Raw genomic sequence first — 14,842 nt, forward strand, 5'->3', positions numbered from 1 at the left:
GCGGCGCGGATCCAGGGAAACCGGTGGAACCGTAGCAAGATCGGCGACGCCCGCGCCAACCCTTTTTCAGTGCTTCCGCAGCCGGGCCGTGTAGTCCTCCGGCGGCAGGAACTTCGACCACCGCTCGGGGAACTCGGACGGCATCCCGGCGTCGGGCTCGCCGTCGTCCTCGTCCTCGGACTCGCCCTCGGCGAGCGCCCGCCAGGCCGCGGCGCGCGCGACGAGCTGGGCCGCCTCCGCCTCCCGGGCGCGTTCGTTCGCCTCGCGCGCCGCGGCCGTGGCCACCGACGGCCAGACCCGGTCGATGGCGGCGTTGACGGCGGCGCCCACCAGCACCGCGAACGCGGAGACGCCGATCCACAGCAGCACCGCGACGGGGGCGGCCAGCGAGCCGTAGATCGTCGGCCCCTCGACGGTGTTGATGAGGTAGAGCCGCAGCAGGAACGAGCCGACCACCCACATCGCGAGGGCCACCAGCGCCCCCGGCACGTCCTCGATCCACGGCGACCGCACAGGCACGGACACGTGGTACAGGGTGGTCAGGAAGGCGATGGAGAGCAGGGTGACCGTCGGCCAGTACAGCACCGCGATCACCTCGGCGCTCCAGGGCAGCCAGCGCACGACCGCGTCCGGCCCGGCCACCATCAGCGGCAGCACGATGGCGCCGATCAGGAGCGCGATCACGTACAGCAGGAAGGCGAGCAGCCGGGTCTTGACGATGCCCCTGTGCCCGTCCAGCCCGTACATGACGGTGATGGTGTCGATGAAGACGTTGACGGCGCGCGAGCCGGACCAGAGGGCGAAGGCGAAGCCGAGGGAGATGAGGTCGGGGCGGCCGCCGCGGGTGACGTCGTCGAGCATCGGCCTGGCGATCTCGTTGACGCCGCGGTCGGAGAGGACGGTGCCGACCGCGCGCAGGATGTTCTCCTCGATGGACGCCACGACGGTGCCGCCGGTCCAGCCGTCGACGTAGCCGAGGACGCCGAGCAGGCCGAGGAAGAGGGGCGGCAGGGACAGCAGGGTGAAGAAGGCGGCCTCGGCGGCGAGGCCGAGGATGCGGTACTCGATGCAGGAGTTCACCGTGTCTTTGAGCAGCAGCCACGCCATCCTGCGCTTGGAGACGTTGCGGTAGAGGGCGCGGGCCCGGTGGAGCCGCCCGGACCGCCGCCCGGGGAACCGCTCGGGTGTTTCTTCTGCTGGCTGCACGTCCTTACGGTATCCGCCCGGCAAGCCCCGCCCGCACCGCCGGCGACCGGCGCCGACCGCTGCCGGCGGGGCCCCGCGCGGGCCGGCCGTACCGCCCCCGCCGGTAGGCCCGTACGGCGATGCGGGCGGGCGCCCTGCGCAGGGGCGCGGGGGGCGGCGGCCCACGAGTGACCGAACGGGGTACGCCGATGGCGGCGCGGCCCGTCGGCCGCGCCGACGGGAAGGGCTACGCTCCGGGGCCCGCCCGCGAACGGTCGGCGCGTACCGGAGGGGTGCGGGACCGGGTGCGGGAGGGACCGGTACAGGTGCGGAACGGAGACGGGACAGGTGCGGATCGCGGGTCGGAGGCGGTCCCCAAACCGCCCCGGACCGCAATCCGGACCCGTGTGGCCGGCCGGGGTGGCGCCGCGCCGACCCGGCACCACCCCCGGCCGGGAAAGCCCCGAGGAGGAGCTGTCACGCCGCTGTGCGGCGTCGGGACAGTGTGGGTCGGCCGGCCGGGACTTGGCGAGAGTTGCATACCGTTGCAACCCTCTGGGGCGTGAGCCGTCCACCGGGTGCGACAGGGGCTGCCGCGGGCTGCCGCGGCGGGCGCGGAACACCCGGGCGGGCCCGCCCGGGAGGCTCGCGCACGTTCTGGCACGTCCTGTTCCGCACGGGGAGGTTCCGGTGGCCGACACCGCTGGCAGCACGGTCGATGTGGCGCGCATCTCGGCCATGGACCCGCGGGAGGCGACGCGCCTGCTGAAGGGCGTGCGGGCGGCCGCGCTGGCCGGGGAGCGGCCGCCGGCGCAGCCGCGCCCGGAGATCGCCGCGTCGTGGCGGCGGATGCTGGCGTCGGGGGTGCATCCGGACCGGGACGCGCGGTCGCGGCTGCTGTCGTCGGCGGAGACGGAGGAGCGGCGGCAGGGGTCTGCGCTGCGGGAGCTGCTGCCGGTGCTGCGGGAGGGGCTGCTGCCGACGCTGGACACCGCCCCGCACATCCTGGTCGTCGCCGACTCCGAGGGGCGGCTGCTGTGGCGGGAGGGCGCGGCGCCGGTGCTGCGGGCGGCGGACCGGCTGGGCTTCGCGGTGGGCGCCGACTGGGCGGAGGCGGTCGTCGGGACGAACGGCGTCGGGACGGCGCTGGTGGCGCGGCGGCCGGTGCAGGTGTTCTCGGCGGAGCACTTCGTCTCCAGCCACCACGCGTGGACGTGTGCCGGGGCGCCGCTGCACGACCCCCGGGACGGGCGGCTGCTCGGCGTGGTCGACGTGAGCGGGCCGCTGGCGACGATGCACCCGGCGACGCTGGCGTGGGTCAGCTCGGTGGCGCGTCTCGCGGAGCGGGAGCTGCGGGTCCGGCACCTGGAGTCGCTGGAGCGGCTGCGGGCGGTGGCGGCGCCGCTGCTGGCCCGGCTTCCCGGGCGGGCGGTGGCGGTGGACCCGCACGGCTGGACCGCGGCGGTGACGGGGCCTGCGCCGGCGGAGCGGATCGCGCTGCCGAAGGGCTTCGGGCCGGGGCAGGCGTGGGTGCCGCAGCTGGGGCAGTGCACCGTGGAGCCGCTGCCCGGGGGCTGGCTGCTGCGCGTCGCCGCGGCTCCGGCGGCGGGGGCCGCGGCGAGCCGGGTGGTCCTGGACCTCAGCCGGCCGCGGTCCTGGACGGCGACGGTGTACGGGGCGTCGGGCAGCTGGTCGCTGGACCTGACCCCGCGCCACGCGGAGCTGCTGTTCCTGCTGGCGGAGAGCCCGCGGGGCCGGTCGGCGGCGGAGCTGGCGCAGGAGCTGTTCGGGGACCCGACGCGGACGGTGACGGTGCGGGCGGAGCTGTCGCGGGTGCGGCGGCAGCTGGCGGGGGTGCTGGCGCACCGGCCGTACCGGTTCGCGGAGGGCGTCGAGGTGGAGCTGCTGCGCCCCGCGGACCCGGCGGGGCTGCTGCCGCACTCGACGGCCCCGGCCGTGGTCGGGGCCCGCCTGGGCCCGGCGGCGCCGGGCATGGTTCCCTGACGTGCATGAGCACCATCACACTGACCACCTGGTCCCTGGAGATGACCTCCCCGGACGATCTCTCCCCCTCCGCCGTCCCGGGATCCGAGATAGCCGTCCGACGGGCGGAAGTCCCCTCGCCGGAGTTCAGCCGCTTCCTGTACACGGCGGTCGGCGGTGACATCCACTGGACGGACCGGCTGTCGCTGACCCGCGCCGAGTGGGCGGAGCACCTGGGGCGGCCGGGCGTGGAGACCTGGGTGGCGTACGAGCGCGGGACGCCGGCCGGGTACGTCGAGCTGGACCCGCAGGACGGCGGCGTGGTCGAGATCATGTACTTCGGGCTGCTGCCGGACTTCCGGGGCCGCCGCATCGGCGGGCACCTGCTCTCCGTGGGCGTGGCCGCCGCGTGGTCGCTGGCCGAGCGCTGGCCGGACCGGGAGCCCACGCGCCGGGTGTGGGTGCACACGTGCAGCCAGGACGGGCCGACGGCGATGGACAACTACCTGCGGCGCGGGTTCAAGGTCTTCCGGACCGAGACGGAGGAGAAGGAGTACGCCCCCACGCCCGGCCCCTGGCCCGGGGCGTAGCACCCCGGGCGGGCGAGGCGGGCAAGGCGGGCGAGGCGGGCTGAGCAACCCGTCCCGCCCGCCTCTTCCGTATGTGACCGCCGTCACGTCGTCCCATGATTCGAGACCACTTCGTCCACATCATGGACAGTAGTGGACTCCTCCAATCGCCCCATGACACGCTTCGGCCATGAATGGAGCTGGAACAGCCTTGGTGAGTCGGCGGCACGTCGACCTCGGCCGCATGTCCAGCGCCATCTGTCCGGCGAGCTGACGGAACCAGCCGACGCCGCACAGCGCGCACCGCACAGCGTCGTCGCGGCCGCGCCGCACACCGCCAGTCCCCTGAAGGCCCGACACCGCCCCGCACACCGGCACAACCGGCACCGGGGCGGCGATCAGCCGCACCTGCTCAGCGTAGGCAACGTCACGGGGGCCGCGCCGCCGACTCCCCCTGCCCTCTGCATCGAGCCGCCGAAGAAGGACGTACCGCCATGGCCGCCACCCCCGCAACACCCGCCTCCGCGCGCCGCAAGCCCGGCCGTCACCGCGGCGAGGGCCAGTGGGCCGTCGGACACCACACCCCCCTCAACGGCAACGAGCAGTTCAAGAAGGACGACGACGGTCTCAACGTGCGGACACGCATTGAGACGATCTACTCCAAGACCGGATTCGACTCGATCGACCCCAACGACCTGCGCGGCCGCATGCGCTGGTGGGGCCTCTACACGCAGCGCAAGCCCGGGATCGACGGCGGCAAGACCGCGGTCCTGGAGCCCGAGGAGCTGGACGACAAGTTCTTCATGCTGCGCGTCCGCATCGACGGCGGCCGGCTGACCACCGAGCAGCTCCGCGTGATCGGCGAGATCTCCGAGGAGTTCGCCCGCGGCACGGCCGACCTCACCGACCGTCAGAACGTGCAGTACCACTGGATCCGCATCGAGGACGTCCCGGAGATCTGGCGCCGCCTGGAGGCGGTCGGCCTGTCCACCACCGAGGCCTGCGGTGACACGCCCCGCGTCATCCTCGGCTCCCCGGTCGCCGGCATCGCCGAGGACGAGATCATCGACGGCACCCCGGCCATCGAGGAGATCTACCGGCGCATCGTCGGCAACAAGGAATTCTCCAACCTGCCCCGCAAGTTCAAGTCCGCGATCTCCGGCTCGCCGCTCCTGGACGTGGCGCACGAGATCAACGACATCTCGTTCGTCGGCGTGCACCACCCCGAGCGCGGCCCCGGCTTCGACGTGTGGGTCGGCGGCGGCCTGTCCACCAACCCCAAGCTCGGTGTCCGCCTGGGCACCTGGGTCTCCCTGGACGAGGTCCCCGACGTCTACGAGGGCGTCATCTCCATCTTCCGCGACTACGGCTACCGCCGGCTGCGCAACCGCGCCCGCCTGAAGTTCCTCGTCGCCGACTGGGGCGCGGAGAAGTTCCGCCGCGTCCTGGAGGACGAGTACCTGGGGCGGAAGCTCACCGACGGCCCCGCCCCGCAGGAGCCCGCCGGCCGGTGGCGCGACCACATGGGCGTGCACCGCCAGAAGGACGGCCGCTTCTACATCGGCTTCGCCCCGCGCGTGGGCCGCGTCGACGGCGCCACCCTCACCAAGATCGCCGAGGTCGCCGAGCAGCACGGCTCGGGCCGGCTGCGCACCACCGCCGACCAGAAGATGGTCCTGCTGGACGTCGCGGAGGACCGGGTCGACTCGGCGGTCTCCGCGCTGGAGGCGCTCGACCTCCGGGTCACGCCCTCGCCGTTCCGGCGCGGCACGATGGCCTGCACCGGCATCGAGTTCTGCAAGCTCGCCATCGTCGAGACGAAGGCGCGCGGCGCCTCCCTGATCGACGAGCTGGAGCGCCGCCTGCCGGACTTCGACGAGCCGCTCACCATCAACATCAACGGCTGCCCCAACGCCTGCGCCCGCATCCAGGTCGCCGACATCGGCCTCAAGGGCCAGCTCGTCCTGGACGACGACGGCAACCAGGTGGAGGGCTACCAGGTCCACCTCGGCGGAGCCCTCGGCCTGGAGGCCGGCTTCGGCCGCAAGGTCCGCGGCCTGAAGGTCACCAAGGACGGGCTGCCCGACTACGTCGAGCGGGTCGTCCGGCGCTTCCAGGAGCAGCGCGAGGACGGCGAGCGCTTCGCGACGTGGGTCGGCCGCGCGAGCGACGAGAGCCTGTCATGAGCGAGCGCGCCGCACCGTTCTTCTGCCCGTACTGCGGAGACGAGGACCTGTTCCCGAACGAGCAGGGCCACGGGGCGTGGGAGTGCAGGTCCTGCAACCGGGCCTTCCAGCTGAAGTACCTCGGCCTGCTGGCCCGCGGGCTGCGGACGGAGTCCACGGGAGGGGAAGCGATATGACCGCCGACCAGGAGCTGCGCGACGGGCGCGGCCTGAAGGCGCTCGCCGAGCAGGCCGGGCGGGACCTGGAGGACGCGTCCCCGCTGGAGATCCTCCGCTGGGCCGCCGACACCTTCGGCCCGCGGTTCTGCGTGACCTCCTCCATGGAGGACGCCGTCGTCGCGCACCTCGCGTCCCGTGCGTTCCCCGGCGTGGACGTGGTCTTCCTCGACACCGGCTACCACTTCGAGGAGACGATCGGCACCCGCGACGCCGTCGAGGCCGTGATGGACGTCCGCGTCATCACCCTCACCCCGCGGCAGACGGTCGCCGAGCAGGACGCCGAGCACGGCCCGCGCCTGTACGAGCGCGACCCGGACCTGTGCTGCGCCCTGCGCAAGGTGCGGCCGCTGGAGGAGGGCCTGACCGCATACGACGCGTGGGCGACCGGCCTGCGCCGCGACGAGTCCCCCACCCGGGCGAACACCCCGGTGGTCGGCTGGGACGAGAAGCGGCGCAAGGTCAAGGTGTCCCCCATCGCGCGCTGGACGCAGGACGACGTCGACGCCTACGTCGCCGAGCACGGCGTCCTGACCAACCCCCTGCTGACGGACGGCTACACGTCCGTCGGCTGCGCCCCCTGCACCCGCCGCACGGCGGAGGGCGAGGACGCGCGGGCCGGCCGCTGGGCCGGCCGGGCCAAGACCGAGTGCGGACTGCACGGCTGATGGCGGCGCAGACCACCGACACAACGCAGACGACGCAGACGACGCAGACGACGCAGACGACGACGGAACCGGACGGGAAAGAGAACGGGATGAGCGTGACCGGCCAGGGAGCCACCGTGTGGCTGACCGGTCTGCCCAGCGCGGGCAAGACCACCATCGCCTACGCGCTCGCCGAGCGGCTGCGCGGCGAGGGCCACCGGGTGGAGGTCCTCGACGGCGACGAGATCCGCGAGTTCCTCTCCGCCGGCCTCGGCTTCGACCGCGCGGACCGGTACACCAACGTCCAGCGGATCGGCTTCGTCGCCGAACTCCTCGCGAGCAACGGCGTCAAGGCGCTGGTCCCCGTCATCGCGCCGTACGCCGACAGCCGCGAGGCCGTGCGGGGGCGCCACACCGGGGCCGGCACCGCCTACCTGGAAGTGCACGTGGCCACCCCGGTCGAGGTGTGCTCCGTACGGGACGTGAAGGGCCTGTACGCCAAGCAGGCCGCGGGCGAGATCTCCGGGCTGACCGGCGTCGACGACCCGTACGAGGCCCCGCAGTCGCCGGACCTCCGCATCGAGTCGCACACCCAGTCCGTGCAGGAGTCGGCCGACGCCCTGCACGCGCTGCTCACCGAGAGGGGTCTGGCATGACCGCCACCGCCGCGCACCCGCACACCGAGCCGGACGCCGACGCGCCGTACGCGCTCTCGCACCTGGACTCCCTGGAGTCGGAGGCCGTGCACATCTTCCGCGAGGTGGCGGGCGAGTTCGAGAAGCCGGTGATCCTGTTCTCCGGCGGCAAGGACTCCATCGTCATGCTGCACCTGGCGCTGAAGGCGTTCGCGCCGGCGCCGGTGCCGTTCGCGCTGCTGCACGTCGACACCGGGCACAACTTCCCCGAGGTCATCGACTACCGCGACCGCACGGTCGCCGCGCACGGCCTGCGCCTGCACGTGGCGTCCGTCCAGGAGTACATCGACGCGGGGAAGCTGAAGGAGCGCCCGGACGGCACCCGCAACCCGCTGCAGACGGTCCCGCTGACGGAGGCGATCCAGCAGCACCGCTTCGACGCGGTGTTCGGCGGCGGCCGCCGCGACGAGGAGAAGGCCCGCGCGAAGGAGCGGGTGTTCTCCCTGCGCGACGAGTTCTCCCAGTGGGACCCGCGCCGGCAGCGGCCGGAGCTGTGGCAGCTGTACAACGGCCGGCACGCCCCCGGCGAGCACGTCCGCGTGTTCCCGCTGTCGAACTGGACCGAGCTGGACGTGTGGCAGTACATCGCCCGCGAGGGCATCGAGCTGCCGGAGATCTACTTCGCCCACGAGCGCGAGGTGTTCGCCCGGAGCGGCATGTGGCTGACCGCGGGCGACTGGGGCGGCCCGAAGGACGGCGAGACGGTCGAGAAGCGGCTGGTCCGCTACCGCACCGTCGGCGACATGTCCTGCACCGGCGCCGTCGACTCCGACGCCGCCACGCTCGACGCGGTGATCGCCGAGATCGCCGTCTCCCGCCTCACCGAGCGGGGCGCGACCCGGGCCGACGACAAGCTCTCCGAGGCCGCGATGGAAGACCGCAAGCGCGAAGGGTACTTCTAGCCATGACCAGCACCACCGAGCAGCTCAGCGCGACGACGCTGCTGCGCTTCGCCACCGCGGGCTCCGTCGACGACGGCAAGTCCACCCTGGTCGGCCGCCTGCTGCACGACTCCAAGTCGGTCCTGGAGGACCAGTTGGAGGCCGTCGAGCGGGTCTCCGCCGACCGCGGGCAGAACACCCCCGACCTGGCGCTGCTGACGGACGGCCTGCGGGCCGAGCGGGAGCAGGGCATCACGATCGACGTGGCCTACCGCTACTTCGCGACCGCCCGCCGCCGGTTCATCCTGGCCGACACCCCCGGGCACGTGCAGTACACGCGGAACATGGTCACCGGCGCCTCGACCGCCGAGCTGGCCGTCGTCCTCGTCGACGCCCGCAACGGCGTCGTGGAGCAGACCCGCCGGCACGCCGCGGTCGCCGCCCTGCTGCGCGTCCCGCACGTCGTCCTGGCCGTGAACAAGATGGACCTCGTCGGGTACGAGGAGACCGTCTTCGCGGCGATCGCCGAGGAGTTCACCGCGTACGCCTCCGAGCTGGGCGTCCCGGAGATCACCGCCATCCCGATCTCGGCGCTGGCCGGGGACAACGTGGTGGAGCCGTCCTCCCACATGGACTGGTACGGCGGCCCGACGGTCCTGGAGCACCTGGAGACGGTCCCGGTCAGCCACGACCTGACCGCCTGCCCGGCGCGGTTCCCCGTCCAGTACGTGATCCGCCCGCAGACCGCCGAGCACCCCGACTACCGCGGCTACGCCGGCCAGATCGCCTCCGGTGTGCTGCGCGTCGGCGAGCCGGTGACGGTCCTGCCGTCGGGCCGGACGTCGGTCATCGAGGGCATCGACGCACTCGGCGAGAGCGTGGACATCGCGTGGGCGCCGCAGTCGGTGACGGTCCGCCTGAAGGACGACATCGACATCTCGCGCGGCGACCTGATCGCCCCGACCGCGACGGCCCCGGCGACCACGCAGGACGTCGAGGCGACCGTGTGCCACGTCGCCGACCAGCCGCTGGCCGTCGGCGCGCGGGTGCTGCTGAAGCACACCACCCGCACGGTGAAGGCGATCGTGAAGGAGATCCCCTCGCGGCTGACCCTGGACGACCTCTCCCAGCACCCCGAGCCGGGTCGGCTCGTCGCCAACGACATCGGCCGCGTCGTCGTCCGCACGGCCGAGCCGCTCGCGCTCGACGCGTACGCCGACTCCCGCCGGACGGGCTCGTTCCTGCTGATCGACCCGCAGGACGGCACGACGCTGGCAGCGGGCATGGCCGGCGAGTCCTTCGCCTCCCGCGCGGAGGCCGCCCCGGCCGCCGGCGACGAGGGCTGGGACTTCTGACCGTGTTCGGCGACATCTACTCGACGTTCGCGAAGGAGGGCGGCCGCGTGGGCAGCGGCGCCCTCGGCAGCGGCCAGGGAGGAGTGGCGCGATGTGCGCGATGACGTACGCGCACTGCCTGCGCGCCCCCTCCCCGCGTGACCGCCGCGAGCCCGACCCGGCCTCGCTCCACAGACGAAGACGTGCGTCCTGAGACGACGTCACGAGAGGAAGCCCTCCCGTGCCTGCCACCACCCGCACCACCGCCCGCAAGGCCCTGCGCCGCGGCCTCGCCGCCGCCTCCGCGCTGCCGCTGCTGATCGGCGCGCTCGCCTCCTGCGGCTACGGCTCCCAGGCCGAGGCGCCGGACGACGGCAGGGCGGGCGCCGCGTCCGGCTCGGGTGCGGCGCTGTCCGCCCGCGAGGTCCGCATCGGCTACTTCCCGAACCTGACGCACGCCACCGCGCTGGTCGGCCTCCAGGAGGGCCTGATCGCGAAGGAGCTCGGCGGGACGAAGCTCAGGGCGCAGGTGTTCAACGCGGGCCCGTCCGAGATCGAGGCGCTCAACGGCGGCTCCCTCGACATCGGGTTCATCGGCCCCTCTCCGGCCGTCAACGGCTACGTGAAGTCCAAGGGGAGGAACCTGCGGATCGTCTCCGGCTCCGCCTCCGGCGGCGTGAAGCTGGTCGTCAACCCCGACCGGATCAAGACCCTGGACGACGTCAAGGGGAAGCGGATCGCCACCCCGCAGAAGGGGAACACACAGGACGTCGCGTTCCTCAACTGGATCTCCGAGAAGGGCTGGAAGGTCGACCCGGAGTCCGGCAAGGGCGACGTCTCCGTCGTCCGCGCCGACACCAAGGTGACCCCCGACGCCTTCAGGCAGGGCTCGATCGACGGCGCCTGGGTGCCGGAGCCGACCGCGTCCCAACTGGTCTCCGACGGGGGGTCTGTCCTCCTCGACGAGTCCGAGCTGTGGCCCGACAGGAAGTTCGTCATCACGAACGTGGTCGTGTCGCAGAAGTTCCTGAAGGAGCACCCGGACGTCGTCGAGGCCGTGCTCAGGGGCACCGTCAGGACGAACGAGTGGATCAACGCCGACCCGGACAGGGCCAGGGCGTCCGCGAACGCGGCCCTGAAGGCGGAGACCGGCAGGGAACTCGACGCGAAGATCATCGACCCGGCGTGGAAGAGCCTCCTCGTCACCGACGACCCGCTGGCCGGCACCCTCAGGGCGCAGGCCGAGGACGCGGTGGCGGCCAAGCTCATCGAGCAGCCCGAACTGGCCGGCATCTACGACCTGACGCTCCTGAACAAGGTGCTGAGGGAGTCCGGCAGGCCCGAGGTCTCCGACGCCGGCCTCGGCGCCAAGTAAGCCCCCGACCGCATCCCCCAGGAGGTGACGACCATGGCCACCACGCTTGCCGCGGCCGCCGAGGACGCCGTCGCGGCGCCCGCCCGCGCCGCCCGGATCGAGCACGTCTCGAAGTCCTTCTCCGGCCCGGCCGGATCGCAGCTCGTGCTGGACGACATCAGCCTCGACGTCGCCCCCGGCGAGTTCGTCACCATCCTGGGGGCCTCGGGCTGCGGCAAGTCCACCCTGCTCAACCTGGTCGCCGGCCTCGACCGGCCCACCTCCGGCAGCATCGAGACCGCCGGCCGGCCCGCCCTGATGTTCCAGGAGCACGCCCTCTTCCCCTGGCTGACCGCCGGGAAGAACATCGAACTCGCCCTGCGGCTGCGCGGCGTCCCGAAGTCCGGCCGCAAGGCGGAGGCCGAGCGCCTGCTGGAGCTCGTCCGCCTCGGCGGCGCGTACGGCAAGCGCGTCCACGAGCTGTCCGGCGGCATGCGCCAGCGCGTCGCCATGGCCCGCGCCCTCGCCCAGGACAGCCGGCTCCTGCTGATGGACGAGCCGTTCGCCGCCCTGGACGCCATCACCCGGGACGTCCTGCACGGCGAGCTGACCCGCATCTGGGAGGAGACCCACCTCTCCGTCCTCTTCGTCACCCACAACGTGCGCGAGGCCGTGCGCCTCGCCCAGCGGGTGGTCCTGCTCTCCTCCCGCCCCGGCCGGGTCGCGAAGGAGTGGAACGTCGGCATCCCGCAGCCGCGCCGCATCGAGGACGCGGACGTCGCGGAACTGTCCCTTGAGATCACCGAGCACCTGCGTGGGGAGATCCGCCGCCATGGCCAGCACTGACACGAAGGCGAAGACGGACGACCTCGCCGGCCTCGAAGCGGGGCTCGACGCGCTCGACGCCGTCGAGATCCGCCGCACCCCGGTCCGCGAGGTCCTGTTCCGCAAGGTGCTTCCGCCGGTCCTGGCCGTCACGCTGGTCCTCGCCGGCTGGCACGTCCTCGTCTCGGCGGGCGTCACCGACGAGGCGAAGCTGCCGCCGCTGTCCGCGGTCGGCGACAGCCTGGCCGACATGTGGCTGAAGGGCACCCTGTTCGAGGTCATCTGGACGTCCGTCTCCCGCGGCCTCCTCGGCTTCCTGCTGGCCCTGGCCATCGGCACCCCGCTCGGCCTGCTGGTGGCGCGCGTGCGGTTCGTCCGCGCCGCGATCGGGCCGATCCTCTCCGGGCTGCAGTCCCTGCCGTCCGTGGCGTGGGTGCCGCCGGCCGTGCTGTGGTTCGGCCTCAACGACGCCATGATGTTCACCGTCATCCTGCTCGGCGCCGTCCCCTCCATCGCCAACGGGCTCGTCGCCGGCGTCGACCAGGTGCCGCCGCTGTTCCTGCGGGCCGGCCGCACCCTCGGCGCCACCGGGATCAGGGGCGTGTGGCACGTGGTGATGCCGGCCGCCCTGCCGGGCTACCTCGCCGGCCTGAAGCAGGGCTGGGCGTTCTCCTGGCGGTCCCTGATGGCCGCGGAGATCATCGCCTCCTCCCCCGACCTCGGCCTCGGCCTCGGCCAGCTGCTGGAGAACGGCCGCAACAACATCGACCTGCCCGGCGTCTTCCTCGCGATCATCCTGATCCTGGTCGTCGGCATCGCCATCGACCTGCTGATCTTCAGCCCGATCGAGCGGTGGGTGCTGCGCAGCCGCGGCCTGCTGGCGCGGAGCTGACCGGCATGCCCCCCGCCCCCGCCCTCCTCGTCATCGCCCACGGCAGCCGCGACCCGCGGCACGCGGCGACCGTGCACGCCCTCACCCGGCGCGTACGGGCGCTACGGCCGGGACTGCGCGTGGAGACCGCCTTCCTGGACCTGTGCGCCCCCCGCGTCGAGCAGGTGCTGTCCGCGCTGCACGCCGACGGCGTCCGCGACGTCGTCGCCCTGCCGCTGCTGCTCACCCGCGCCTTCCACGCGAAGGCCGACGTCCCCGCGGTGCTGTCCGAGGCGCAGGCCCGGCTGCCCGGGCAGAGGGTGCGGGTCGCCGACGTCCTCGGCCCCTCCCCGCTGCTGACGGCCGCGCTGGAGCGCCGGCTGGCGGAGGCGGGCATCACGGCCGCGGACCGGGCCGCCACGGGAGTGGTGCTCGCGTCCGCCGGCTCCTCGGACCCGGAGGCGATCGCAGTGATCGCTGAAATCGCGCGGGAGTGGCGGCACACCGGTTGGTGCGCCGTGCGGCCTGCGTTCGCCTCCGCCGCTCTTCCCCGTACGGAGGACGCCGTACGGGCCCTGCGCGCCGAGGGGGTCCGGCGCGTCGCGGTGGCCCCGTACGTGATCGCCCCCGGGCGGCTGCCGGACCGGATCGCGGCCGGCGCCGCCGAGGCCGGCGCGGACGTCCTGGCGGGCGTGCTGGGCTCGGCCCCGGAGGTGGCCCGGCTGCTGCTGGCCCGCTACGACGGGGCGGCGGCCGCTGGCGTGCGGGCGCACGCGCTGTCGGCGTAGGCCCTGCGGGTTCGCCGCCCGTCGGCCGCCCGCATCCTCACGCCCCTATGTGCGGGCGGCGGCCTCGTCGGCCAGGGCCGTCAGGTCGGCGATCGACATCGAGCCCGGCGGGAGGCCTTCCCGGGCGAAGATGTTCGCCGCGTGCCGCAGCGTCTCGTTGACCGGCGTCGGCACCCCGTGCAGCCGGCCGAGCAGGCACACCTCCCCGTTGAGGTAGTCCGCCTCGATCGTCCCCGTCCCCCGGTACAGGGACTGCCAGGACGATCCGCCGCGCACCGCGTCCGGCTGCCGCACCTTCCCCTCGCGTGCCTCCGCCTCCTCCGCGTCGGAGGCGTACGGGATGCCCGCCGCCAGGAGCGCCTCCCGGCCTTCGCGCCGGGCCCGCAGCACCAGGGCGGCCTTGGCCGGGTCGGGCTCGGGCCCGGTGGCGGCCTGGACGGCGTTGCCGAGGTTGCCCAGCAGCTTGGCGTACTTCCACCGCATCACGTCCGTGACGACAGGCGCACCGAACCCCGCCCGCTCCAGGTCCGCGGAGATCCGCCGGGCCCGCGCGTCCGCGCCGCCGGCGGCGAGACCGAGGTGCAGGATGCCGGTCAGCGGGGCGCACAGCGCGCTCACGGCGCCGGGCTCGGTGAAGGTGGCGGGCAGCCACACGCACACCCCGTACACGCGGGCGAAGCGCCGCAGGGCGAGGCGCTCGCTCTCGACGCCGTTCTGTGCGCACAGGACGGGCAGCCGCTGCGCGGCGGTGCCCCCGCCGGCGACCTCGGCGGCGCCCCAGGTGTCGAGGGCGGCGATCGCGTCCTGCGTCTTGACGGCCAGCAGCAGGACGTCGTCGGGGCGCAGTCCGCCGAGTTCGGCCGGGCCGGTGACGACGGGCAGCCGGTGCACCCGCGGCCCGTCGGCCGTGGTGAGCCGCAGGCCGTCCGCCGCGAGGGCCGCCGCGTGCGCGCCGCGCGCGACGAGGACGACCTCGCTGCCCGCTTCCGCGAGCCGTCCGCCGATGGTCGCGCCGATGGCACCGGCGCCGATGATGATGTAGCGCATGACGGGGAAGCCTGGCACATCGGCCGGGCGCCGTGCGACGCGGTCCCCGGAAGGTTGTGCTCCGGGCCCCTGCTCCGACCCCTGCTCCGGCCCCTGCTCCGGACTGCGGCCGCGGACCGGGAGGTTGACGCCGCAACGACCCATGTCGGCTGTGCGGCAAGGGGAGTTCCCGGCGCGCCCGGCCCGGGGCCGCCGTACGCTGGAAGTGCACGCGCGGCGCGGGAAGCCCCCGCCGGTGTGCGCCCGGACCGTCCGCCGCAGG

The 14,842-nt window shown here is 73.8% G+C and carries 15 protein-coding genes; 13 read left to right on the top strand and 2 right to left on the bottom strand.

What is annotated here, in order from left to right; genetic code table 11:
- Window positions 1-66 precede the first annotated feature (66 nt).
- Complete coding sequence (locus MUK52_RS06170; RefSeq protein WP_114054823.1) at window positions 67-1,206, bottom strand: YihY/virulence factor BrkB family protein; 1,140 nt, start codon at window positions 1,204-1,206, stop codon at window positions 67-69.
- Window positions 1,207-1,923: 717 nt separating this feature from the next.
- Here MUK52_RS06170 and MUK52_RS06175 point away from each other — a divergent pair.
- The 13 genes from MUK52_RS06175 to MUK52_RS06230 all read left to right on the top strand — a co-directional run bounded on the left by MUK52_RS06175 (window position 1,924) and on the right by MUK52_RS06230 (window position 13,533).
- Window positions 1,924-3,189: a helix-turn-helix domain-containing protein gene (locus tag MUK52_RS06175; protein WP_114058554.1), complete on the top strand. Its 1,266-nt coding sequence runs from the start codon at window positions 1,924-1,926 to the stop codon at window positions 3,187-3,189.
- Between the two features lie 5 nt (window positions 3,190-3,194).
- Window positions 3,195-3,758 (top strand): GNAT family N-acetyltransferase, encoded by a 564-nt coding sequence (locus MUK52_RS06180; protein ID WP_114054822.1) that lies wholly within the window; start codon window positions 3,195-3,197, stop codon window positions 3,756-3,758.
- Between the two features lie 169 nt (window positions 3,759-3,927).
- Window positions 3,928-4,011, top strand: a complete 84-nt coding sequence (locus tag MUK52_RS33140) for a putative leader peptide (protein WP_312845914.1) — start codon at window positions 3,928-3,930, stop codon at window positions 4,009-4,011.
- A 220-nt stretch (window positions 4,012-4,231) separates the two neighbouring features.
- On the top strand, window positions 4,232-5,923 hold the full coding sequence (locus MUK52_RS06185) for a nitrite/sulfite reductase (protein WP_114054821.1): 1,692 nt from the start codon (window positions 4,232-4,234) through the stop codon (window positions 5,921-5,923).
- Window positions 5,920-6,099 carry a hypothetical protein gene (locus tag MUK52_RS06190; protein WP_114054820.1) on the top strand — a complete coding sequence of 60 codons (180 nt, stop codon included), beginning with the start codon at window positions 5,920-5,922 and terminating at the stop codon, window positions 6,097-6,099. The genes MUK52_RS06185 and MUK52_RS06190 overlap by 4 nt, the downstream gene beginning before the upstream one ends.
- Window positions 6,096-6,806 (top strand): phosphoadenylyl-sulfate reductase, encoded by a 711-nt coding sequence (locus tag MUK52_RS06195; protein WP_114054819.1) that lies wholly within the window; start codon window positions 6,096-6,098, stop codon window positions 6,804-6,806. Before MUK52_RS06190 ends, MUK52_RS06195 begins: the two co-directional genes overlap by 4 nt.
- 89 nt (window positions 6,807-6,895) lie before the next feature.
- Window positions 6,896-7,441, top strand: a complete 546-nt coding sequence (gene cysC, locus MUK52_RS06200; RefSeq protein ID WP_114054818.1) for an adenylyl-sulfate kinase — start codon at window positions 6,896-6,898, stop codon at window positions 7,439-7,441.
- On the top strand, window positions 7,438-8,382 hold the full coding sequence (cysD, locus tag MUK52_RS06205) for a sulfate adenylyltransferase subunit CysD (RefSeq protein ID WP_114054817.1): 945 nt from the start codon (window positions 7,438-7,440) through the stop codon (window positions 8,380-8,382). Before cysC ends, cysD begins: the two co-directional genes overlap by 4 nt.
- A gap of 2 nt (window positions 8,383-8,384) precedes the next feature.
- On the top strand, window positions 8,385-9,716 hold the full coding sequence (locus MUK52_RS06210; RefSeq protein WP_114054816.1) for a sulfate adenylyltransferase subunit 1: 1,332 nt from the start codon (window positions 8,385-8,387) through the stop codon (window positions 9,714-9,716).
- 220 nt (window positions 9,717-9,936) lie between these two features.
- Window positions 9,937-11,070: an ABC transporter substrate-binding protein gene (locus MUK52_RS06215; RefSeq protein ID WP_284574982.1), complete on the top strand. Its 1,134-nt coding sequence runs from the start codon at window positions 9,937-9,939 to the stop codon at window positions 11,068-11,070.
- 33 nt (window positions 11,071-11,103) lie between these two features.
- The gene (locus MUK52_RS06220) at window positions 11,104-11,895 is read left to right on the top strand and encodes an ABC transporter ATP-binding protein (RefSeq protein ID WP_114054814.1); all 792 of its coding nucleotides are present in this window, start codon (window positions 11,104-11,106) and stop codon (window positions 11,893-11,895) included.
- Window positions 11,882-12,766, top strand: a complete 885-nt coding sequence (locus MUK52_RS06225; RefSeq protein WP_284574983.1) for an ABC transporter permease — start codon at window positions 11,882-11,884, stop codon at window positions 12,764-12,766. Before MUK52_RS06220 ends, MUK52_RS06225 begins: the two co-directional genes overlap by 14 nt.
- Window positions 12,767-12,771: 5 nt before the next feature.
- Window positions 12,772-13,533, top strand: a complete 762-nt coding sequence (locus MUK52_RS06230; protein ID WP_114054812.1) for a sirohydrochlorin chelatase — start codon at window positions 12,772-12,774, stop codon at window positions 13,531-13,533.
- Between the two features lie 45 nt (window positions 13,534-13,578).
- Here MUK52_RS06230 and MUK52_RS06235 read toward each other — a convergent pair whose 3' ends face one another.
- Window positions 13,579-14,580: a ketopantoate reductase family protein gene (locus MUK52_RS06235; RefSeq protein ID WP_284574984.1), complete on the bottom strand. Its 1,002-nt coding sequence runs from the start codon at window positions 14,578-14,580 to the stop codon at window positions 13,579-13,581.
- Window positions 14,581-14,842 lie beyond the last annotated feature (262 nt).

Source organism: Streptomyces sp. 2P-4 (assembly GCF_030167965.1).
Lineage (GTDB): Bacteria > Actinomycetota > Actinomycetes > Streptomycetales > Streptomycetaceae > Streptomyces > Streptomyces globosus_A.